Raw genomic sequence first — 22,704 nt, forward strand, 5'->3', positions numbered from 1 at the left:
TTCGAGGATCCGCCCCGGCACCGCATAGGCTGCCGGGGTGGGACCCGCCGGCCCGACCCCGGACCGGCCTGGAGAAGCGGATCGATCCCGGATGACGACGTCGAGCATCAAAGAGGTGGCCCATCGGGCCGGTGTGTCGGTGGGCACGGTGTCCAACGTGCTCAACCATCCCGAGCGGGTGGCCGAGTCCACCCGCAACCGGGTGCTCGAAGCGGTGGAACTGCTCGGCTTCGTGCGCAACGACTCGGCCCGGTCGCTGCGTTCGGGCGTGGCCAACACGGTCGGCCTGATCGTCCTCGACGTGGCCAACCCGTTCTTCACCGACGTCGCGCGCGGCGTCGAGGACGTCTGCAACGAGTCCGGTTCGGTGGTCATCCTCTGCAACTCGGACGACTCCGGAACCAAGCAGGAGCGATACCTGCGCGTGCTTCAGGAACAGCGGGTACGCGGCGTGCTGGTCACTCCCGCCCGCGACACCGAACTGCCGGTGGCCGAACTGCGCGCCCGGGGCCTGGCAGTGGTGCTGCTCGATCGCGGCGGCGAGCGGGCGGACCTGTGCTCGGTGGCGGTGGACGACGTGCTGGGCGGCCGGTTGGCCGCCGAACACCTGGTGGCGGCCGGGCATCGCGCGTTCGCGTACGTGTCCGGCCCGCTGTCCATCCGCCAGTGCGAGGACCGCCGCCGCGGCATGCGCGCCGCGCTCCGCGACGCGGGCCTGCGGCTCGGTACCTCCACCCGCGACGTCACGGTCCCCGCGATGAACGCGAGATCCGGCGCCGAGGCGGCCCGGCGTCTGCTCGACGCGGGCACCTTGCCGTCGGCGATCTTCTGCGCCAACGACCTGCTGGCCATGGGCCTGATGCGCGAGTTGCTGCGGGCCGGCGTGCGCGTGCCGCGGGACGTCGCGGTGGTGGGCTACGACGACATCGAGTTCGCGGCGGCCTCGGCGGTCCCGCTGACCTCGGTACGCCAGCCCACCTACCGCCTCGGTCGTACCGCCGCCGAACTCCTCCTCGAGGAGAGCGAACACCCCGACACCCACACCCACCGCCAGGTGGTCTTCCGCCCGGAACTGGTGATCCGCGAGTCGACGGCCGACGGAGGCGGGGCCTGATGGGCCCCGCCGCCGTCGGTGCCGCCCGGCGCGCGTCGTGGGCGCGCCGGGCGGGGTCGGTCAGTAGCTCGTCGTCACCGAGGTGCCGGCGAACGCCTGCTGTCCGTAGAGGGAGATGTAGTGGTAGCCCTCGGGCGGTGCCGTGATGGTCAGGGTCTCCGCGTTGCCCGATTGGGTGGACTTGGCGGTGTAGGCCGTGGGCGTCGCCCAGTTGTCACCGTTGTAGTAGAGGTCGGCGTTGCCGGTACCACCGGCGGTGACGATGTTCAGACGCGCGGTTCCCGCCGGGATGTGGATGTAGAACCAGGCGGTTCCGTTCGCGTCGGCCGAGACCGCGGTGCGGCTGCAGTTCTTGCCCAGGGCGCGGGTGTCGGGGTCCGTGCACGCGGTGGTGCCTCCGCCGCCGGTGACCGTGACGCCGTGGCTGACGGTCGCGGTGGCGCCGCCGTTGTCGGTGACGGTCAGCTTCACGGTGTAGGTGCCGGCCGCGTACGTCTTGGTCGGGTTGGCCGCGGTCGAGGTGGTGCCGTCGCCGAAGTCCCAGGCGCGGGAGGCGATGGTGCCGTCGGAGTCGGTGGAGGTGTCGGTGAAGGCGACCGACGTACCGCTGACCGCGCTGGTGAACTCGGCCGTCGGCGGGCGGTTGGTGGGCGTGCCACCGCCACCGCACCCGCCCGCCGCGCAGGCGGCCAGCCAGGTGTACCAGTCGCTGTCGTAGCGGGTGCCGATGGTGGAGGTCAGGAAGGTGCGCGCGCCGGCCCAGTCGCCGGTGCGGTAGTAGCCGAGCAGGCGGGTGATGTCCGCCGGGTGCTTCTCCAGCATGTAGCGCACGCCGAGGTAGCCCCAGCGGTAGATGCGGGTCGTGTCGTTGGAGTAGGTGGTGTCGAAGACGGTACTCAGCGCGTAGGTGTGCTTGCCCGCCTCGGTGATCGCGGCGTCGTAGGGCAGGTTGCGGTAGGAGTAGGAGACGTACTCCGCGAAGCCCTCGATCCACCAGATGGTCGGCGTGCTCACGCCCGCGTCGAAGTCGCCGAACATGTCGAACCGGCCGTCGAGGTAGTGCGTGTACTCGTGGTTGAGGTTCCAGATCTCGAACGCGGGCCGGGTCCATTCGGCCTCGTAGGCGATGAACCGCGGCTGGTTGCCGGTCGCGCTCGGGTCGCCTTCGAGGTACATGCCGCCGTTGTTGGTGTCGATGCCGAAGATGGCGCCGGCGTAGGTCTGGTAGTCGGCGCTGGAGTGGAAGACCACCACCTCGATCGTGGTGTTGTGGTCGTTGGCCACCGCACCGCTGTCCTTGACCACGCCGTGGAAGTACGAGTCCTGGTTGCGCAGGCTCGTGCAGGCGGTGGCGAGGTTGGCCTGGCTGATCTCCTGGGCCCGGATGCGGATGCTCGGGCTACAGGTGTAGTCGATGGTCAGTACCGCCGCGGTCAGCCGCGCCTGGAGGTTGCAGGTGTCGTAGTAGGCGCACTGCGTCTTGTCGTAGTAGTCGGTGCCCGAGGCCAGCACGACCCACATCGCCGCGGTCGGCCCGGTGATCGAGGTGGCGCTCAGGTGGGCGCGCACCATCGGGCGCACCCGGGACTGGAGGCTCGCGTACTGGAGGAAGCGGGCCAGTTCGCGGCCCGAGTTGACGGTCAGGTAGGCGCGGTCGGTGCCGAGCAGGTCCCGGTGTGCCCTCGCGAAGGCGTCGACCGCGTCGACGGTGCTCGGGTCGGACTGCACGGCGGTGACGAACTCGGGTACCTGGTGGCCGCGGAAGAGCACGGTGAAGACGTTGTTGACCGAGGCCTTCATCCACCAGGACGCGTCGTACGAGCTGTTGTAGCCCGCCAACAGCCGCTTGACCACGTAGAGATAGCGGGCGTTCTCCTGGGCGCTGTCGATCAGGGTGACCGCCTCGGCCAGCGTCTCGCCGTTGGCGTCGGTGACGTCCGAGGAGTGCGAGTTGGCGTAGAAGGCGTCCAGGCCGGAGCGGATCGCGGTCTTCAGCGCGGGGCCGTAAGTGCCCACCGTGGTCGGGTCGTACCACTGCACGTAGTAGCCCGCACGCAGGAAGAGCACCACCTGCGGCGCGCTCGTGCCGCTGTTGCCGGGGTAGGAGCCGGCGAGGTCGCGCAGAGCGTAGGCGACCGTGGTCATCTGCTCTTCGCGAAAGATCGAGCGGGCGTCGCTCCCGGAGACGGTGAACAGTGTGTTCACGCACTCCGTCGTCGATGCCTTGATCTGCGTGACCAGCGCGGCGCCGGTGCGGCTCGCGAAGTCGGCGACCGAGCAACCGGCCGCGGCGGCCTGCCGGTTCGTCGTGGCCATGGACGGCCGGGCCGGCCGGGCGGCCGAGGCCGGGTCGTCGTAGTCGCGCCGGGCGTTGTCGGACGCGTCGGCGGCCAGCGGCGGCTGGTCGGGTACCGACAGCGGCCTGCCTCGAGTGTGCGGGGACTGGTCGGCCGAGGCACTGGGGGGTGCCCCGAGCGGTGCGGCCACGGGGATCGGGGCCGCCGCGCCGGGATCGGCGGGGGCGGCCGATCCGGGCTGGGTGAACAACCCGAAGCCCATGGCGAGTGATACGGCAACCACCGCGACGCGGCGGAGTCTTCCCTGTCGTGCCGAATGGGTCGATCGATTGGTTCGCAAAGACCGTCTCCTTGCGGAACAGAGGGCACGCGCACGCGCGCCTCCGATGAGGGGTGGTGCAACGGCATGAGCGGTTTCGTCGCCGGCCCCGTTTCGGGGAGAGAGGCGGAGCCGGCGCGTGCGTGGTACTGCTCGCTGCCTCGCCGGAAGAGCCCACGCCGGCAAGGCAGTTGGTGCCGCCGTGGACCGGAAGGGGAGCGTCCGGGCCGCTGCGTGACATGTACCATGTCACAAATCACATTTTGCGTGAAGGGGTATCGAACACCGAGTGCGGCCAACGAAACGGCAGCGGGCGCAGGGGGGTTCGGGTGGGCCGATTTTGCCGGGACTTGCCGGCACCTCACTGCTACTGGTCTAGACCTTGATTATTGGTCCAGACCTTCATTACGCTCGCTCTACTGTGTGAGCCGGACAACCCGGCTCATTGTGGGGCACAGGTTCTCCGTCGGATCCCGAAATCCAGGAGCACCCATGGCCATCGGAACCGTGAGGCGCACCAAACGCACCAAGCCCGGCAAGAGAATCATCGCCATCTGTGCGAGCCTGCTCCTCCCGCTCGCCGCGATGGTCGGCCTGTCCGCCGCACCCGCGCAAGCCGCCGCAGGCGCCACCGCGACCTTCGCCAAAACCTCCGACTGGGGGGGCGGTTTCCAGGGGGAGTGGACGATCAAGAACACCGGTACCACCGCCGTCACGGCCTGGACCGTCGAGTGGGACTTCCCCGCCGGCACCTCCGTGGGCGCGTACTGGGACGCCTTGATCACCTCGTCCGGCACGCACCACACCGCCAAGAACCGTACCTACAACGGCTCGGTCGCGCCCGGGGCGAGCGTCAAGTTCGGCTTCGTCGGCTCCGGCCCCGGAAGTCCCAGTGGCTGCAAGATCAACGGCGGCCCCTGTGACGGCGTACCGCCGACCGACAACCCGCCGAGCGCGCCCGGCCAGCCGAGCGCGACCGCGACCACCTCGACCTCCATCTCGCTGAGCTGGGGCGCGGCCACCGACGACCACGGCGTCAAGAACTACGACGTCTACCGCGGTACTTCCGTGGTCGCCACGGTCAACGGCACCGCGTACACCGACACCGGTCTGACCGCCGACACCGCGTACACGTACAAGATCGTGGCGCGGGACAGCATCGACCAGACCGGACCCGCGTCGCCGACCGCCACGCTGCGTACGGCCCCCGGCGGCGGTACCGACACACCCCCGACGGCCCCCGGCACACCGACGGCGAGCAGCGTGAACGACACGTCGCTCACCCTCAACTGGACGGCGGCCACCGACGACCACGGCGTCAAGAACTACGACGTCCTGCGCGGCGGCAGCAAGATCGCCACCGTCAACGGGACTTCGTACAACGACACCGGCCTGACCGCGAACACCACCTACACGTACACCGTGGTGGCTCGCGACACCATCGACCAGACCGGCCCGGCCAGTGCGCCGCTCACCGTCAAGACCACCGGCGGCGGCACCCCGGGCGGCGAGTACTTCCGCGTGGGCTACTTCGTGCAGTGGGGCATCTACGGCCGCGCCTACACGATGAAGTCGCTGGACACCACCGGTGCCGCGGCCAAGCTCACGCACATCAACTACTCCTTCTCCAACATCGACCCGGTCAACCTGACCTGCCTCAACGGCGTCACCAAGGCCACCACCCCGGGTCCGCAGGACCCGAACCAGGGTGACGGCGCGGGCGACTCGTGGGCGGACTACGAAAAGGGCTTCAGCGCCGGGGAATCCGTCAACGGCAGCACCGACACGTGGGACCAGCCGTTGGCCGGAAACTTCAACCAGCTCAAGCAACTCAAGGCGAAGTACCCGAAGTTGAAGGCGCTGATCTCGGTCGGCGGCTGGACCTACAGCAGGTACTTCTCCGACGTCGCCAAGACCGACGCTTCGCGGCAGAAGTTCGCCAAGTCCTGTGTGGACATGTACCTCAAGGGCAACCTGCCGGTCACCGGCGGACGCGGCGGCAACGGTGTCGCGGCCGGGATCTTCGACGGCTTCGACCTCGACTGGGAGTGGCCGGGCGCCGAGGGGCACGCGGGCAACCACATCTCCCCGGACGACAAGAACAACCTGACCCTGCTGATGGCCGAGTTCCGCAAGCAGATGGACGCGTACGGCCAGACCACGGGCAAGCACTACCTGCTCACCGCGTTCACCCCCGCCGACCCCGGCAAGCTGGACGTGGGCTGGGACATCACCACGCGCGACGGCACGCCCAGCGTGTTCGACTACATGGACTACGCCAACGTGCAGGGCTACGACTTCCACGGCTCCGGCAGCGACAACAGCTGGGAGCCGAACCGCACCGGGGACCAGGGCAACCTGTACCAGGACGCGGGGGACCCGTACACGACCAAGTTCAGCGTGGAGACGACCGTCGACTACTACCTGAACCAGGGCGTGGACCCACGCAAGCTCGCCCTCGGCCTGGCCTTCTACGGCCGCGGCTGGCAGGGCGTCGCCGACGGTGGGGCGCACGGCGAGTGGCAGGAGGCGCACGGCGCCGCACCGGGCCAGTTCCCGGAGGAGGCCGGCACCAGGGGCTACGCCAACCTGATGTCGTCGGTACCGAACCTGACCGTCTATCACGACGAGCAGTCGGTCTCGACCTACGGCTTCACCGGCAACAACGGCCAGTGGTGGACCTTCGACGACGCGTGGTCCATCGGGAAGAAGACGGCCTGGCTCCGTTCGAAGAACCTCCTGGGCGCGATGATCTGGGAGATGAGCGGGGACACCGGGGTGTTGATGACCGCGGTCGACAACGGGCTGAAGTAACGGCCCCCTGATCGGAAGGCCGGGAGGCGGTGAGTGGCTGCCTCCCGGCCTTCCTCGTCGTCCGTGCCCCGTCGTGGGCGACGCCCGCGGGCGATGCCCCGGTCGACCCGTCAGGTGATGTGCGGGCCGTCGGAGGCGGGGAGTTCGGGTGCGGTCCAGTCGGCCAGGATCCGCAGCGCCTCGGCGGTGGGGGAGCCCGGTTCGACGTTGTAGACGCACAACGTCTGCTCCGTGTCGCCCGGGACCTGGAAGGACTCGTAGGCGAAGTGGAGGTCCCCGACCAGGGGATGGCGGTAGTGCTTGGCGCCGTGGGTGCGGCGCAGCACCCGGTGGTCGTTCCACCAGCCGCTGAACTCGGGGGATTTGAGCGTCAGTTCACCCACGAGCTCGGCGAGCCGGCGATCATGGGGGTAGCGGCCGGCCTCGAACCGGAGCATGGCCACGGTTTCCGCGGCGAGGCGTTCCCAGTCGCCGACGCGCTCGCGGGCCTCGGGGTCGAGGAGGTAGTACCGGGCCAGGTTGCGCCGGGTGGCGGGCAGCGTGTCGAAGTCGGTGAGCACGGCTGCGGCGAGCCGGTTGCCGGCCAACACGTCGGTACGCCGGCCGAGGATGAACGCCGGCACCCGGTCGAGGGTCTCCAACATCAGGTACAGGCCCGGCCGCACCCGCTGGACCCCGGCCGGCGCGCGCCGTACGGTGCGGGCGTCGGAGCCCAGCAGGTCGGTGAAGTGTTCGCGTTCGGTGTCGTCGAGCCGCAGTGCCCGGGCGATCGCCGCCACGACCTCGGCGGAGGGGTGGTGCGCGCGCCCCTGCTCCAGGCGCGTGTAGTACTCCGTGCTGACACCGGCCAGGCGAGCCACCTCGTCCCGGCGCAGGCCGGGTACGCGGCGGACTCGGCCGTCGGCGGGCAGTCCGGCCTCCGCGGCGGTGATTCCGGCGCGCCGTGAGCGCAGGAACCCGGAGATTTCCTTGGTGCGGTCCATGGGACCAGTGTGCGCGGGTCGGCGGTGCCGTATCCGCACCGGGCCGGCCCTGCCGGTACCTGTTTCGGCAGGGCCATTCACGGCGTCCGCACGGGCTCGTCCGGGTGGTGTGCTGGAGGAGCGGTCGGGAGAACCGGCCGCGGACCCGCTTTGCTCACCCGTGGAGGGTACGCACCATGTCCGTGAACACCATGTCCCGCCCGTTGGCCCGTCGCGTCGCGGTCGTCACCGGCGCCTCCAGCGGTATCGGTGCGGCGTCCGCCGAGAAACTGGCCGAGTTGGGTGCCCGCGTCGTCGTCCTGGCCCGGCGGGCCGATCGGCTGGCGGATCTGGTCGCCCGCATCGAGCGCGACGGCGGCAGCGCGCTGGCGATCGCCACCGACGTGACCGACGCCGCGGCGTTGGCGGACGCCGCCGCCCGGGTGGCGGCCGACTTCGGCGGCGCCGACCTGCTCCTGAACAACGCCGGCGTCATGCTTCCCGCCCCGATCGAGGAATTGGCGGCCGATCAGTGGAAGCAGCAGATCGATCTGAACATCACCGGCCTGATGAACACGATCGGCGCGTTCACCCCGCAGCTGATCGGGGCCGCCGCCGAGCGCGGGGTGGCCGACCTGATCAACACCTCGTCGATCGCGGCGCGGAACATCTTCCCGAACTTCGCCGTCTACTCCGGGACCAAGGCGTACGTCACCCACCTGTCCCGGCACCTGCGGGCCGAGTTGGGCGCGCGGAACGTGCGGGTCTCGGCCCTCGAACCGGGCATCGTCGGCACCGAGCTGCAAAACCACGTCACCGACCCGGGCGCGCGGGAGTGGCTGGCGGGCGCCCGGGAGAGCATGGAGTGGCTCACGGCGGAGGACGTCGCACGGACCGTCGGCTTCATCGCCGCGATGCCGCCGCGGGTGAACTTCCAGCAGGTCACCATCATGCCCACCGGACAGGCCGCCTGACCTGTCGTGCCGCGGCGGTGTGTCACCACCGCGGCACGAACGGGAGTACTAGCCGGCGACGATGTTCTCCGCCTGCGGGCCCTTCTGGCCCTGGGTGACGTCGAACGTCACCTTCTGGCCCTCCTGCAGCTCACGGTAACCACTGCCGGAGATGTTGGAGTAGTGGGCGAAGACGTCGGGGCCGCCACCGTCCTGCTCGATGAAGCCGAAGCCCTTCTCACTGTTGAACCACTTCACGGTGCCACTGGCCACGCCGAACTCCTCGTTCAGAAAATGGAACCGTGCCGCGCAAGATGCGGGCCCGGAGGTGCTCACCGGACCCGAAGCGGCTGTGCACAGCAAAATCGCCCGTGATCGCGATCACGGGCGAACGAACTTCGGGCCACGACTACTTGGGAACCGAAGGTACCCGAGCCCGCCCTCCCGCGCCACGCACCCACCCGAACTCGCCCCCGACGGCCGGGCATCGCCCGCCCCGGAAGGGGGGCGGATCGGCGCCCGGGCCGCCCGACCCCGGGCGCCGATCACCGGGCGGGGGCCTTCGGTGGCGGCGGTGTGGCGTCGCGCAGTGCCCGCTTGAGGATCTTGCCGGTCGGGCCCAGGGGGAGGGCGGGCATCGGGTGGAAGACGCGGGGATACTTGTGCCTGCCGAGGTGCTCGCGGGACCAGGCGATCAGGTCGTCGGGGGTGGGCGGCTCGGTGCCGGGCGCGGCGGGGCGCAGTACGACGGCCGCGTGGATCTCCTCGCCGAGCGCCTCGTGCGCCGTGCCGTAGACGGCGACCTGGGCGATCGCGGGGTGTCGGGCCAGGATCTCCTCGACCTCGCGCGGGTAGACGTTGTATCCGCCGCGGATGACCAGGTCCTTCTTCCGGTCCACGATGCTCAGGAAGCCGTCGTCGTCGACCGCGCCGAGGTCGCCGGTGCGGAACCAGCCGTCCACGATCGCGGCGGCGGTCGCGGCCGGGTCGTCGAGGTAGCCGGCGAACACGTTGTGGCCCCGGACCACCACCTCGCCGACCGCCCCGGCGGGCAGCAGTTCGATGTGCTCGTCCACCTCGGCGGCGGCGATCGCGACCTCCACCCCGCGAATGGCATGGCCGACCGTGCCGGGCCGGCGGCCGAGCAGGCGCTGGTTGAACGTCGCCGCCGGGGACGTCTCGGTCAGCCCGTACCCCTCGAACACGCGTGTCCCGAACGTGGTCTCGAAGCGCTCCAGACCGGCGACGGGCAGCGCGGCGCCGCCGGACACGGCCAACCGCAGCGTCGGTGCGGTCGCGCCGGACGCCCGCGCCGCCTCGGTGAGCGCGTGGAACATCGTCGGCACGCCCATGAACACGCTCACCCCCTCCGCGGCCATCAGTTCCAGCGCGGCGGCGGCGTCGAAGCGCGGCATCAGCACCAGTGTCGCGCCGGCCCGCAGCGCGGCGTTCATCGCGCAGGTCTGGCCGTAGCTGTGGAACAGCGGCAGGCAGCCCAACACCACGTCCTCGGGTCCCAGTTCGTGCAGGTCCTGGGCGCAGACCGTGGCGTTGAGCACGATGTTGAGGTGGGTCAGCCGGGCGCCCTTGGGGCGACCGGTGGTGCCGCTGGTGTACAGGATCGCCGCGATGTCGTCGGCCGCGGTCGGGTGCGCGGCGGTCAGCGGCGCGCCGGGGTGTTCGTGGTCGGCGGCCAGCGTCGGTATCCCGGCCGCGTCGGCGGCGGCCCGTGCGGTCGGCCACAACGCGCCGCCGCTGATCGTGAGCACCGACCCGCTGTGTCGCAGGACGAATTCGACCTCCTCGGCGACCAGCAGTCCGTGGACCGGCACGACGGTCGCGCCGGCCGCGATCACCGCGTGGTAGACGCGGGGGAACGCCGCGAGGTTGGGCAACATCACCGCGACCCGATCACCGGGGCGCACACCCCGTTCGCGCAGCGCCGCGGCGTAGCGCAGCACGTCGGCCCACAGGTCGCGATAGGTGATCCGGGTGTCGCCCTCGACCACGGCGGTGCGGTCGGGGAAGCGCAGCGCGGTGTCGCTCAGCAGAGCGGACACGCCGAGGTGCTGGTGCACGAAGGACTCCAAGGGTAGGCGGCGGACGCCGCGGGGTGGGCCGAAGGGCAGGCCGGACGGGGCCGCCGCTCGGGTGGGGGCGCGGCCGGACGCGGACACCGTTTCTGGTCTTTCGTTACGCGTATTGTTAAGTTGTCGGCATGGAATCGTCAATGCCGCGACCGTCGAGATCCGGCCATCCCCGGCCGTGTCCGTCGAGGCGATCCCGACCGCCGCGATCCGCCGCGACGGCGCGTCGGGGTCACGACGCCGGCGCGGTCAGGTCCGCGTCGAACGTGCCGGCGGGCCGGTCGACGACGGTGCCGTCCGGGGCGACGAGCCGTACCGGGACCGGGGATTCCACATGCACACGGGTGCCCTCCACCGCGACGTGGACGAGCCCGTACGGGGTGGGGACCGCGCCCTTCGCCCAATCCAGGTCGCCCAGGCGCGGGGCGATCCGGACCGTCGTGTAGCCGGGCTCGGCGGGAGTGATCCCGAGGGTGTACACCAGCAGGTCGCGGGTGGGGGTGGACGACCAGCCGTGGCAGTAGCTGCCGCCCTCCCAGGTCTCCCGCCACGCGGTGGGGCCCGAGGCGAGCAGGTGCCGCCAGTCGCGGCACAGGTCGGCGATCGTGTCGGCGGCACCGAGCAGGGCCAGGGCGTCGTGCACCACGTAGCGGAAGAAGGGTTGTGCGCCCACCACCAGGCGCCGCGCGTCCCACGTCACGGCGGGCGGGGTGAAACGGGCCACCTCGTGCCCGGTGGGTGCGCCGTCCGCGTCCCCGCCGTGCGCGGCGACCGGTGCCAGGGTGAACATCACGTCCCGCGCGAGCAGGAACCTCCGCACCCGATCCGCGCGCTCGGCCGGCACGAGGTCGGCGCAGACCGCCGCCGCGGTGGTGTGCTCGCTCATCGCGGGCCGCACCACGTCGTCCACCGCGTGATCGCGGTACCCGCCCCGCTCCTCGTCCCAGAACACCTCGAAGCCCACTCGCACCGCGTCGTGCGACTCCCGCGCCCGCGCGGCCCGGTTGGCGTCGCCCAACCGATGCGCCATCTCCGCGAAGTCGCCCAGCGCTCGCGCCCACAGCGCGTTCAGCGCCGCACTGGTGCCCTCGACCTGCACCGGCGACCAGTCGATCAGCACCCAGCCGGTCACGTCGTGCACCAGGCCGTCGGCGCCGAGGAAGGCGGTGAACCAGTCGAGCACCGTTTCGACGGCGGGCAACAGCCGGGCGATCAGCGTCCGATCGCCGGTGTAGCGGTGGAGGTTGTACACCGAACGCACCCAGTGCAGCGACCAGTCGGGAATGCCGACCAACTCCGGATCACCGCCGTCGCCCGCGGCCACCATCGGCAACAGGCCGTCGCCGCGCGGGGTCGCGGTGAGCACGGGCTGGTGCCGGGCCAGGCTCCAGTCGGGGTTGGTGACCAGGTCGACCGACTGGTGCACGACCGCGTCGCCGGTCCAGGCCCGCTGCTCCCGGCTGGGGCAGTCGATGTAGGCGTCGTGCGCGGTCAGATCCACGGTGCGCAGGCCCACCCGGTGGATACGTTCCAACAGCGGGTCGGAGCAGGCGAAGTACGGACCGGCGGGGCGCGGGCGCAGCCGTTCGAGCACGGCGGGCGCGAGCCGCACCGGTCCGACGGCGTCCACCACGAGGAGCACATAGCGGCCCCCGGCCGGGTCGCCGAGCCGGAACCGCTCGCCCGCCTCGTCCCCGCGTGCGGTGTAGGCGAAGCACGCGGCACTGGCCAGCGCGGCCGGGGTCGGCGACTCGGTGAGCGCGCCGAACACCACGGTCCCCGGGGGCGCTTCGAGGTCGAGGCGCACCGTGCCGCCGACCATACGGCCCAGATCGGCGATCACCAGCCGGCGGCCGGCGGGCAGCGCGAGGGTGGGCGAGGGGGCGTCGACGGCCGGGTCGGGGACGGTGTCCGGGCGGGCCTCGGGCCGGATCGCGGTGAGCGCGTCGAGCAGCGCGGCGTGTACGTCGGCGAACGTCAACGGGCCCTCGGGGCGCGGGGCGGCGGGCAGCGGCGCGGAGTCGAACGCGGCCGGTGTGCGGGTGGCGCCGCCGAGCGCCGGCAGCGGATTGGGCAGCAGCGCGCCGTACGGTTCGGCCGGTGGCCGGGTGGCGCCGGTGCTGCCGACGTGGGCCGCGGCCAACACCGTCGCCGCGTCCCAGAGTTTGTCGTCGAAATCCGGATGGGTCCAGGCCGGGTCCAGCCGGCGGGCGTCCAGGATCTCCGGGATCTGCGGGGACACCGCGGACCGGGGGGCACACGGCGTCCAGGCGTCGGGGACCCGGCAGCGCCAGGCGGTGTCGGTACCGATCCAACGCTCCGCGCCGAGGCCGAACTCGGCGACCAGCGCGCCGCCGCCGAGGCTGTACGTGGTCGGTGAGGGCACCCACCACGCGGTGCGGTGGCCGTAGAACCGGGCCAGTACGGCGATCACGTTGCGGCCGGGACGCAGTGCCGTCGCCGCGTCGCCGACGTCGTAGTACAGCCGCCGGCCGCCGTGTCGGATCGGGCCGCGGGCGAGTTCGACGCCGTTGACGTAGAGCACGTGTCGCGAATCCGAGCTGATCCGGAACGGCGCGTGGTCGGGCACCTCGGTCAGCTCGAACGTGCGCCGGAACAACACGCGGCGGTCGAACCGCTCCGGATCGAGCGAGCCGTTCATCGGGTTCTCCCGGGACGGCGCGCCCACCGCGGTGTGCTCCGCCCAGATCCACTGGCCCCGCCATCGACGGTTCGCGAACGTCTCTCGCATGGTGCGTGTCCTTCCGCTCGGCGGCACACACCATAACCACGTTTTTTACTGACCACTAGATAAAACTGCTAGCCTGCGTTCCGTGACCCCGAGAACACGCGAAGACGACGACCCCGACCGGTCCCACCGCCCGACCCGGCAACCCCGTAGAGGCCCGGGCCGCAGCGAGCGCGGTGCCCGCCGGCGCGAGGAACTGGTCACCATCGCCAGTGAGTTGTTCGCGCGCAGCGGTTTCCGGGGCACCGGGCTCGCGGAGGTGGCGGCCCGCGCCGGGATCACCCAACCGGCGCTGCTCTACTACTTCGGCAGCAAGGAGGGCCTGCTGCAGGCGGTGATCGAGCACCGCGGCGCGCAGAGCATCGAGTTCGCGCGGGAGTCGGTGGCCATCGGCGGGCTGCGGGCGATCCGGGAGATGCCCGCCTCCGCGCACCGCAACGCGCGCGAACCGGGCCTCGCGCGCCTGCTCGCGGTGTTGACCATGGAGAACCTGGACCCGCAGGACCCCGCCCACGACTACTTCGTACAGCGCTACCGGAGGCTGCGCGAGTTGATCGCGCGGATCATCACCGACGCCCAGGCGACCGGCGAGATCCGCGCCGAGGTCGACCCGGGCCTGAAGGCCGCCGAACTGCTCGCCACCATGGACGGCCTGCAGACGCAGTGGCTCCTCGACCCGGGCGAGGTCGACCTGGTCACCGCCATCGAGTCCTACGCCCTGACCCTGATCCGCGACCTGGCCGCCGACCCGGCGGCCTACGCGACCACCGTCACGGGCGAGACCACCGGCCACGAGTGACACCGGGGGGCGGGGCCGGGCGCACGACCCGCCCGGCCCCGCCCCGCCGCACGAGCCGTCGCTACGGGCACTTCACCCCGACCGCCTTGGCGGCCAGGTCCAACGGGCCGTCGGCCCTGGTGAGTTCGGTGTTCTCCTCGATCGTCGCGGATGCGCCCTCCGCGTCGCCGTTGTTGAACTGCTCGGTCATCGTGGCGACATACGCGGCCTGCCGTTTGTACAGGTCCCACCACGCCTTGACGTCGGTGTCGACGCGGCCGGGCCTGGGCAGCCCGTCGAGCTTGTCCAGCAGCGCCCCGAGCGACAGGTTCAGGGCCCGGAAGCGTTGGCGCAGGGCGGCGACGTCCGTGGTCTCGGTGGAGGCGGCCACGTCGACGTCGTTGAGCTTGTCGGCGATGTTGTCGTACGACTCCGCGCAGGTGCGGTTGACGCCCTCGAGGTACGACGCCCGGCTGATCGCGGTGCCCCGGTCGGAGAAGTCGAAGGGGCCGACGTTCATCGCGATCAGCACGCTGACGACCGTCGCCACCGTGCCGACCAGGGTCAGAATCATCATCCACCTGCCACCGCCCCCGCCCGCCCGGGGCGGTGGGGCGGACGGGTGGAGCATCGGCGGATACGGCGCACCGTGGTTCGGCGGTCCGTGGTGGGCGCTGTGCGGTGCCGGTGGTGTCCGGCGCACGTGGAAATCCATGGCGGTGGGTGTTCCGGTTCCGTGGTCCGTCTCCTCGATGCCGGCTCAGCGGGTGATGGTGCTCTTGCCGAAGGTCAGCCCCAGGCCCGCGACGACCAGCCAGAACGGCATCGTCAGCGCGGGCATCCCGGGTACCGACATCACCGCCATGGCGACGGTCGGCGCACCCGCGGCGAGCACCGAGATCCAGCCGATCCACCGCGAGACGGTACGCTCCCGCAGCGCCATCCAGGCGATCGCGAACGCGGCCACCAGCACGCCCAGCCAGCCGATCCACGCCCCGAAGTCGTTGAGCACGTAGTAGACATAGCGTGCGGTCCGGTCGAACTGCTCGTCCTCCGGGCCACCTTCGCCGTAGATGCCCATCGCGCCGCGCCACCCGTAGCCGAGGGTCAGCGCCGCCGCCGAGGCACCCAGGCCGGCCGACACCACCCGTGCCGCCGTACTCCCGGGCACCCGCGGCTCCACGTGCCGCCGCCAGGCCGCGGCGAGCACGATCAGCAGGGCGACCACGACATAGCCGACGGCGAAGCCGATCCGGGCCTTGACCACGCTCACGTCGTCGACCCGGTCGAGCGTCATGCCGCCGTCGACCTCCGCCACATGCACGTCCATCACGATCGTCGCGAACGCTCCCAGCACGCCGGCCGCCACCGCGAGCAGCGGCCAGTGGGTTCGATGGCGCGCCGGGGCCTCCCCGACCTCGACGCGCCCACCGACCGGGCTCACATCCGGATACCTCATGTCTCCCCCTCCACATGTCCGCCGCCCCGCGTCGCCGTCCCCCCGGCGGCTGCACGTCCCCCATCGGGTGGCGCGTATCGGACTCCCTGCCCGTGCGGCATCGCCAGACTGACGGGCCCGGAGTCCCGGGTTCCAGGGACATCGACACCGTCTCTCCGGGATCCCCGCGGCGGGGCGGGCCACGCCGCGACGCGGTAGGGCAGCATGGGCGCGGTGACCACCCAGCCCGTTCCGCCGCCGCTCGACGCGTGCCCGCCGGACCGGCCCGCGCCCGCGCGCGTGCCCGCCTGGATCCGCGCGCTGCTGCTGCGCGTCCCGGAGTCCCGACTGATCGTGTTCGCGGGCGTGTCGGCCACAATCGGCATCGCGACGACTGCGGCGTACGTACCCGCCTACCACTGGGTCGCGGAACGCACCGAGCTGCGTCCCATGTCGTGGGGCGACGTCGTGCTCGGATCGGCGTGGCCGCTGATCGGCGCGCTGATCGTGCGCGGGCGACCGCGCAATCCGGTGGGCTGGCTGCTCCTGGTACCCGCGACGCTGGGCCCGTATCTGCTGCTGTCGCTGTACGCGGTCGCCTCCGCGCGGATCAGCGCCGACCCGCTGCCGGGCGCGGATTTCGCGGCGTGGGTCGGCGCCTGGGGATTCGCCCAGTACTTCGTGGTGGTGCCGCTGCTGCTGATGGTGTTCCCCGACGGATACCTGACCGGTCCCCGGTGGCGGCTCCCGGCGTACGCGATCTGCGTCGTGGCGGCGATCGCGCTGTTCGGGGCGATGTTTCGGGACGGGTCGATCGACATCAGCGAGGACGTGCGCAATCCGTGGGCCGTTCCCGGCGCGTGGTGGCTGGGATACCTCACGATCGTCGGCGCGTTCGCGACCCTCGGGCCGGGGCTGCTGACCGGGGTCGCGTCGCTGCTCGTGCGTACGCGCCGGGCGGTCGGCGTACAGCGCATCCAACTCCAGTGGTTGCTGCTCGGCGGCCTGATGCTCGGCGCGAACATGCTGCTGGCACTCGTGGTACCCGACCCCGGGCAGGACCTGTTCTTCGCCGTCGGGTTGCTCAGCCCGCCGGTGGGGATCGCGGTCGCGATGTTGCGGCACCGCCTGTTCGACGTGGTCCTGGTCCTCAACCGCACCATCGTCTACGTCGTCCTCACGCTGGTCCTGGTCGGCGTCTACACGGCGCTGGTGCTGGGCGTGGGGCGCGTCGCGCCGACCTCCACGAGCGGGATCCTCGCGGTGGCGGTGGTCGCGCTGCTCGCCGCGACCGGGCGCAGCGCCGTGCAGGTGGCGGTGGACCGCTGGTTGTTCGGACACCGGCACGACCCCTACGCGGTGCTCGCGCGGGTCGGCCGGCAGGTGGCGCCGGCGTCGGAGCCCGACGAGGCGCTGCAACGTCTGGTGCACGCGCTGCGCCGCGCCCTACGGCTGCCGTACGTGGCGTTCCACAGCCATCTCCCGCAACACGGCGCCGCGTTGCGGGTGGAGAGCGGGAGTCCGGTCGCCGGTTGGCGGGCCGTCCCGGCGAGTTCGTTGGGCCGCGACATGGGTGAACTGCGGGTGGGCCTGCGGCCGGGCGGCGAGCGCTGGACGCCCGAGGAGTACGCCGCGATCGAGGAGGTCGCAGCCCGGGCGGCGACGTTGGCGTACGCGGCGGGGCTGGTCACCGACGTGGCCCGCAGCCGCGCCCGGATCGTCGTCGCCCGCGAGGAGGAGCGCCGCCGCCTGCGGGCGGACCTGCACGACGGCGTGGGTCCGGCGCTCGCGGGCGCCGCGCACCAACTCGACGCGCTGGCCCGCCGGATCGCCGCCGCGGGGCAGCCGGACCTGGCCGATCGGGCCCGAGGGGTGCGCGATCGGCTGCGCCAGACGGTGACCGACCTGCGCTCGGTGGTGCACGGCCTGCGTCCCCCCATCCTCGACCAACTCGGCCTCGCGGGGGCCCTGCGCGACGTGGTCGCCGGCTACGAGACGCCGCGCTGCACGGTCGAACTCGGCCCGGGACTGGACGAGTTGCCCGCGGCAGTGGAGGTCGCGGCCTACGCGATAGCCGCCGAGGCCGTCTCGAACGCGGTGCGGCACAGCGCCGCGAGCGAACTGCGCCTGTCGGCCGCGGTGGTCGACGCGAGGCTCCGGTTGGAGATACGCGACAATGGCCGCGGCCTGCCCGCGCACCCGGCCGCCGGGGTGGGCCTGCGCAGTATGGGGGAACGCGCGGACGAGGTCGGCGGACGCATGGAGATCCTGCCCGCGCCGGGCGGCGGGGTGGTCGTCCGGGCGAGCCTGCCCGGCGGGTCGGAGAGGTCGTAGTGGACACATCGGTAAGCGTGCTCGTCGTCGACGACCACCCGGTCTTCCGGGCCGGCATGGTCACGGTGCTGGAGGACCTGGCCGATCTCGACGTCGTCGGTCAGGCCGGCGACGGGGCGGGGGCGCTGGCCGAGGTGGCGGCGCTGCGGCCGGACGTGGTGCTGATGGACCTGCGGATGCCGGGCGTCGGCGGGTTGGAGGCGACGGCGCGGATCACCACGACCCATCCGGACACGGCGGTGATCGTGCTGACCATGGACGAGGACGAGGACACGGTCTTCGCGGCGCTGCGGGCCGGCGCGCGCGGCTACCTCCTCAAGGAGGCGGACGGGGACGACATCCGCCGCGCGATCCTGGGGGTGGCGCGGGGCGAGGCCGTCTTCGGCCCGCGCGTCGCCCGCCGGGTGTTGTCGTTCTTCGCGTCGGCCCCCGCGCACGCGCGCGGCGCGGTGCCGTTCCCGCAGTTGACCGACCGGGAGCGCGAGGTCCTCGACCTGCTCGCGCAGGGGTTGGACAACGCGTCGATCGCGCGGCGGTTGATCCTGTCGGAGAAGACCGTACGCAATCGGGTGAGCGACGTGCTGACCAAGCTGCGCGCCCGCAGCCGCGCGGAGGCGGTGGCCATCGCCCGTGACGCGGGGTTGGGCGGCTGAGGACGGACATCGCGCACGGGTCGGGTCGAGCCCCGTGTGGGGCTCGACCCGACCCGTGTCGGCAACGCCGTGGGACACCGTGCCGCTCGTTCGACTACTCGCCGTCGTACGCCTTGCGGATCGCGGCGACGTCCAGGCGCTTCATGGTGTACATGGCACTGGTGGCCCGGGTCGCCTTCGCGCCGTCCGGGTCGCCGATCATGTCCATCACCTCGGTCGGCACGACCTGCCAGGACAGGCCGTATTTGTCCTTGAGCCAGCCACAGGGGCCCTCCTCGCCGCCGTCGGCGGTGAGCAGACCCCAGTAGTGGTCGACCTCGTCCTGGTCGGCGCAGTGGATCTGGAACGAGACGGCCTCGTTGAACTTGAACTGGGGCCCGCCGTTGAGCGCGACGAACTTCTGCCCGTTGATCTCGAACTCGACCACGAGCACCTGGCCGGCCTGGTCCGGGTTGGCCTCGTTGTAGTAGCCGACGCGGCCCTGCTTGCCGTCCTTGAACACGGACAGGTAGAAGTCCGCGGCCTGCTCGGCCTGGCCGTCGAACCACAGGCAGGTGGTGAATCCCTGGGCGGGCATGGAAACCTCCGGTACTCCGTAGTGGACGCTCTCACCAGTACCGACCCGTCCCGACGCACAAACTCATCGGTGTCGGGCGGAGGAATCCCACTTCGGGTCCGGAGCCGCCCGATCAGCCCTCGCGCGCCGCGTCCAGCACGTCGCGGATGCCGTCGGCGGAGGTCACCCGGCGGGCGTATTCCGGTTGGCGCAGCGCGCCGCCCATGTACGGGTGCGGGTTGCGGTGCGTGGCGGGGCTCTCCAGGATCGCGCCCGCCGCGAAGTGCACCTCGCGCGCGCCGGTGGCGGCCAGTACCCGGTCGATGTTGCGCGCGGTGATCCCGCCGCCGGGCATCACCACGATCCGGCCCGCCGCCTGGGTGACCAGGCGGGCGATCAGCGGCGCGCCCTCCAGCACGCTGCTGTCCTGCCCCGAGGTCAGCACCCGGTCGACGCCCAGCTCGATCAGCTCCTCCAGGGCCGCGTGCGGGTCGCGGGTCATGTCGAAGGCGCGGTGGAAGGTGACCGACAGATCGCCGGCCGCGGCCAGCAACGCCTCGATCACCGGACGGTCCAGGTCGCCCTCGGGGGTCAGCGCGCCGATCACCACACCCTGCGCACCGGCCGCCCGGATCGCCTCGACGTCCCGGCGCATCGCGGCGGCCTCGTACTCGTCGTAGACGAAGTCGCCCCCGCGCGGCCGCACGATCACATGGACCCGGATCGCCTCGACGGCGGCCAGGGTGGTCTCGATCAGGCCCAGGCTCGGCGTGATGCCGCCCTCGAACAGGTCCGCACACAGTTCGACGCGGTGCGCGCCCACACGTTCGGCGGCGAGCGCTCCCGGCACGTCGTCGATGCAGATCTCGAAGGCGGGCGCGGGGGTGGGGCCGGCGTTGACGGTCATGACGCGAACTCCTGATGGTGCGAAGGGTTGTTCGAAGGGGGTTGTGCCGGGTGGGGCGCGGTGCCGCGCGAGGTGGCGCCGGGCTACGCCGGGTGGGACGTCACGCGGACCTCGCCGACCGGCAGGCCGCCGCCCAGGACCGGTACGGTCGTCCATTCGTGGGCCGCCGAGACGTCCACGCCGAGCGTGTGCAGCGCGGCCAGCGCGAGTGCGGTGGTGGCGCGGGGGCTGCCGTCGATCACCTTGACCGCGACCGCGTGTCCGGCGGTGGTCGCCGCCACGAACACGCCCTCGGCGCCGCCCTTGACCAGGACGCCCGGGAGCAGCCGCATCACCTCGGTGTTGGCCTGCCCCTCCCCGCCCACGTACGCCGGGTGTTCGCGCATCGCCTTGGCCACCACGCGCTCGGGACCGGTGGTCGCAGTGGCCAACGCGCGTACGCCCCGGGCGAGTCCGGTCAGCGTCATGGCGAACACCGGTGCGCCGCAGCCGTCCACGGCGGTGTGCGCGACCGACTCGCCGGCCAGTTCCTCGATGCCCTCGCGGACCAGCACCTGCAGCGGATGCCCCGGGTCGAGGTAGCCCTCGGTCGGCCACCCCGACGCGACGCAGGCCGCCAGCATCGCGGCGTGTTTGCCCGAGCAGTTCATCCGCTCACGGGTGTTCTCCTCGCCGCGCGCGATCATCTCCCGATACGCGTCCTCGTCCTCCGGGCGGCTGGGCGGACATCCCAGCGCGTCGAAGGTCAGCCCCGAGCGGGTCAGGATGTCCTCGACCGCGTCCACGTGGAAGTCCTGCCCGGTGTGGCTGCCCGCCGCGATCGCCACGTGCGCCCCGGACAGCGGCGCGCCCGCGCGCAGGCAGGCCAGCGCCTGGAACGGCTTGGCCGAGGAGCGCGGTACCACCGGCTCGTTCGGCACGCCCAGTTCGAGCGCCGGCCGGCCGTCCGGCGCGAGTGCGACCAGGCTGCCGAAGTGCCGACTCTCCACGAACCCGGACCGCACCACCTCGGCGAGTTCGGCGTAGCGCGTGGTCGATTCGTGGGGCACGGTGTCCTCCGGTCGCATGGGGTCCTCCGGGATGGGCCGATCGGTGCGGCCGCCGAACGGGGAAGTGGTCACAGCGGTTGGTCCGCCGCCGCCTTGGCCCGCACCAGTGTGCGCAGCCGGCGTCGGCCGACGGAGCGGAAGCCCTGGCGGGCCTCCAGGGTGCGGGCCAGCTTGGACAACGACGCGTTGAGCACGATGTAGACCAGCGCGATGATGATGTAGGTCTGGATCAACAGCCGGTTGTAGGTGGCCAACACCCGCCCGCTGTACAGCAGTTCCGAATAGCTGACGATGAAGCCGAGCGAGGTGTCCTTGAGCAGCCCGACGGACTGGCTGACCAGCGACGGCAACAACCGGCGCACCGCCTGCGGCAGCACGATCAGCCGCATCGTCTGACCGTCGGTCAGCCCGACGGCGAGCCCCGCCTCGCGCTGCCCGCGGTCCAGGGACAGGATGCCCGCCCGGAAGATCTCCGCGAACACCGCCGACGCGGACACCGAGAGCGGCAGGACCAATTTCCAGAACAGCGGCAGGTCCACGCCGTAGTGCGGCAGTCCGAACAGCACCAGGTAGACCAGGAGCAGCACCGGAACCGTGCGCATCACCTCGATGTACACGGTGGCCGACCAGCGCAGCGCCCGCTGCCTGGACAGCCGGCCCAGGGCGAGCACGATGCCGCCGACCACGGACAGCGCGGTGGCCACGGCGGCGGCCCGGATGGTGGCCCACAACCCTTCCAGCAGATACCGCCACATCGGCCAGGTGGTGTACGGCCGCCACTTGTCCGCGTCCAACTGGCCGTGGTCGGCGAACCGCTTCACGGCCACGGCGAGCAGCGCGGCCACCGCGACGCCGACCACGACGGTGGCGATCCGCATCCGGCGCCGCGCGATCGGGCCGGGTTCGTCGAACAACACTCGGGACGCGCTCATCGAACGATCGCCACCTTCCGCTCGATCATGCCGGTGACGATCCCCGCCGTGGCGCAGATGAGCATGTAGCCGATGCCCGCGCCGACGAACACGGGGATGGGTTGCGCCTCCATGAGGTTGACCCGGTTGGCGGCGGAGGTCAGTTCGACCACGCCGACGGCGGCGGCGAGCGAGGTGTTCATGGTCAGCGCGATGAAGATGTTGCCGATCGGCTGTACCACGCCGCGCAGCGCCTGCGGCAGGATCACCAGCCGCAACGACTGACCGAACGTCAGTCCCAGGGCCCGGGCCGCCTCGGCCTGGCCGATCGAGACGGTGTTGATCCCCGAGCGCACCGCCTCGGCGATGTAGGCCGCCTCGTAGAGCGCGATCACGATCACCGCCGTGGTGAACAGCGGGAAGATCACCCCGACTTCGGGCAGGCCGAAGACGAACAGCACGAGCAGGACCAGGAGCGGGGTGTTCTGGAAGGTCTCCACGTACACGGTGCCCACGCCGCGCAGCGCCGTGACGGGGGACACCCGCATGGCGGCCACGACGACGCCGATCAGCAGCGCGCCGAGGAAGGAGAGCGCGGTGAGTTCGAGGGTGGTGACGATGCCGTCGGTGAAAGCGGAGAGATGTCGCAGCACGACATCCATCGGCGAGGACCTTTCGCGAGGGGATGGGCGGGGACGAGGCCGGGCGAAGCGGCGGGCAGGGGACGGCGGGGATGTGCGGCCGGCTGGGTCCGTGCGGTCGGAACCGCGTCGGGCCCGACGG

18 protein-coding genes are annotated in these 22,704 nt (G+C 71.7%); 6 read left to right on the top strand and 12 right to left on the bottom strand.

Translation table 11 applies throughout. The features are described from left to right. Positions 1-91 precede the first annotated feature (91 nt). Positions 92-1,114 carry a LacI family DNA-binding transcriptional regulator gene (locus tag EMA17_RS12850; RefSeq protein WP_126637063.1) on the top strand — a complete coding sequence of 341 codons (1,023 nt, stop codon included), beginning with the start codon at positions 92-94 and terminating at the stop codon, positions 1,112-1,114. Between the two features lie 60 nt (positions 1,115-1,174). Here the strand turns inward: EMA17_RS12850 and EMA17_RS12855 are convergent, their stop codons facing one another. Beyond that, complete coding sequence (locus EMA17_RS12855) at positions 1,175-3,673, bottom strand: collagenase (protein ID WP_126637206.1); 2,499 nt, start codon at positions 3,671-3,673, stop codon at positions 1,175-1,177. Between the two features lie 549 nt (positions 3,674-4,222). Here EMA17_RS12855 and EMA17_RS12860 point away from each other — a divergent pair. Beyond that, complete coding sequence (locus EMA17_RS12860) at positions 4,223-6,544, top strand: glycoside hydrolase family 18 chitinase (protein WP_126637064.1); 2,322 nt, start codon at positions 4,223-4,225, stop codon at positions 6,542-6,544. A gap of 110 nt (positions 6,545-6,654) precedes the next feature. Here the strand turns inward: EMA17_RS12860 and EMA17_RS12865 are convergent, their stop codons facing one another. Further along, on the bottom strand, positions 6,655-7,527 hold the full coding sequence (locus EMA17_RS12865; RefSeq protein WP_126637065.1) for a helix-turn-helix transcriptional regulator: 873 nt from the start codon (positions 7,525-7,527) through the stop codon (positions 6,655-6,657). Between the two features lie 176 nt (positions 7,528-7,703). Here EMA17_RS12865 and EMA17_RS12870 point away from each other — a divergent pair, with 176 nt between their 5' ends. Then, positions 7,704-8,480, top strand: coding sequence for an SDR family oxidoreductase (locus EMA17_RS12870; protein ID WP_126637066.1), 777 nt, complete (start codon positions 7,704-7,706; stop codon positions 8,478-8,480). Between the two features lie 48 nt (positions 8,481-8,528). Here EMA17_RS12870 and EMA17_RS12875 read toward each other — a convergent pair whose 3' ends face one another. The 3 genes from EMA17_RS12875 to EMA17_RS12885 all read right to left on the bottom strand — a co-directional run bounded on the left by EMA17_RS12875 (position 8,529) and on the right by EMA17_RS12885 (position 13,298). Continuing rightward, entirely contained in the window at positions 8,529-8,732 is a 204-nt protein-coding gene (locus tag EMA17_RS12875; RefSeq protein ID WP_078980715.1) for a cold-shock protein, read from the bottom strand. A gap of 272 nt (positions 8,733-9,004) precedes the next feature. Further along, on the bottom strand, positions 9,005-10,537 hold the full coding sequence (locus EMA17_RS12880; protein ID WP_126637067.1) for a long-chain-fatty-acid--CoA ligase: 1,533 nt from the start codon (positions 10,535-10,537) through the stop codon (positions 9,005-9,007). A 241-nt stretch (positions 10,538-10,778) separates the two neighbouring features. Further along, on the bottom strand, positions 10,779-13,298 hold the full coding sequence (locus EMA17_RS12885) for an alpha-L-rhamnosidase-related protein (RefSeq protein ID WP_126637068.1): 2,520 nt from the start codon (positions 13,296-13,298) through the stop codon (positions 10,779-10,781). An 82-nt stretch (positions 13,299-13,380) separates the two neighbouring features. Between EMA17_RS12885 and EMA17_RS12890 the strand changes: the two genes are divergently transcribed. Then, positions 13,381-14,094, top strand: coding sequence for a TetR/AcrR family transcriptional regulator (locus EMA17_RS12890; RefSeq protein WP_126637069.1), 714 nt, complete (start codon positions 13,381-13,383; stop codon positions 14,092-14,094). A 61-nt stretch (positions 14,095-14,155) separates the two neighbouring features. Here the strand turns inward: EMA17_RS12890 and EMA17_RS12895 are convergent, their stop codons facing one another. After that, positions 14,156-14,650, bottom strand: a complete 495-nt coding sequence (locus EMA17_RS12895; RefSeq protein ID WP_126637070.1) for a hypothetical protein — start codon at positions 14,648-14,650, stop codon at positions 14,156-14,158. Positions 14,651-14,833: 183 nt separating this feature from the next. Continuing rightward, a complete protein-coding gene (locus EMA17_RS12900; RefSeq protein ID WP_218042772.1) occupies positions 14,834-15,532 on the bottom strand; it encodes a hypothetical protein in 699 nt (232 codons plus the stop codon). A 213-nt stretch (positions 15,533-15,745) separates the two neighbouring features. Here EMA17_RS12900 and EMA17_RS12905 point away from each other — a divergent pair, with 213 nt between their 5' ends. Together EMA17_RS12905 and EMA17_RS12910 are read left to right on the top strand one after the other, a co-directional pair. Continuing rightward, positions 15,746-17,845: a sensor histidine kinase gene (locus tag EMA17_RS12905; RefSeq protein WP_246126623.1), complete on the top strand. Its 2,100-nt coding sequence runs from the start codon at positions 15,746-15,748 to the stop codon at positions 17,843-17,845. A 56-nt stretch (positions 17,846-17,901) separates the two neighbouring features. Beyond that, complete coding sequence (locus EMA17_RS12910) at positions 17,902-18,498, top strand: response regulator (protein WP_218042795.1); 597 nt, start codon at positions 17,902-17,904, stop codon at positions 18,496-18,498. A gap of 94 nt (positions 18,499-18,592) precedes the next feature. On the opposite strand, the gene EMA17_RS12915 is transcribed toward EMA17_RS12910, so the two are convergent. From EMA17_RS12915 to EMA17_RS12935, 5 genes are all read right to left on the bottom strand, one after another. Continuing rightward, positions 18,593-19,075, bottom strand: coding sequence for a VOC family protein (locus EMA17_RS12915; protein ID WP_126637072.1), 483 nt, complete (start codon positions 19,073-19,075; stop codon positions 18,593-18,595). Positions 19,076-19,187: 112 nt separating this feature from the next. Continuing rightward, entirely contained in the window at positions 19,188-19,961 is a 774-nt protein-coding gene (locus EMA17_RS12920; protein ID WP_126637073.1) for a copper homeostasis protein CutC, read from the bottom strand. 83 nt (positions 19,962-20,044) lie between these two features. Next, the gene (locus tag EMA17_RS12925; protein WP_126637209.1) at positions 20,045-21,028 is read right to left on the bottom strand and encodes an asparaginase; all 984 of its coding nucleotides are present in this window, start codon (positions 21,026-21,028) and stop codon (positions 20,045-20,047) included. A 50-nt stretch (positions 21,029-21,078) separates the two neighbouring features. Then, positions 21,079-21,942, bottom strand: a complete 864-nt coding sequence (locus EMA17_RS12930) for an amino acid ABC transporter permease (RefSeq protein ID WP_126637074.1) — start codon at positions 21,940-21,942, stop codon at positions 21,079-21,081. Beyond that, positions 21,939-22,583: an amino acid ABC transporter permease gene (locus EMA17_RS12935; protein WP_126637075.1), complete on the bottom strand. Its 645-nt coding sequence runs from the start codon at positions 22,581-22,583 to the stop codon at positions 21,939-21,941. Before EMA17_RS12935 ends, EMA17_RS12930 begins: the two co-directional genes overlap by 4 nt. Between the last annotated feature and the right edge of the window lie 121 nt (positions 22,584-22,704).

The organism is Embleya hyalina (assembly GCF_003967355.1).
Classification (GTDB): Bacteria; Actinomycetota; Actinomycetes; order Streptomycetales; family Streptomycetaceae; genus Embleya; species Embleya hyalina.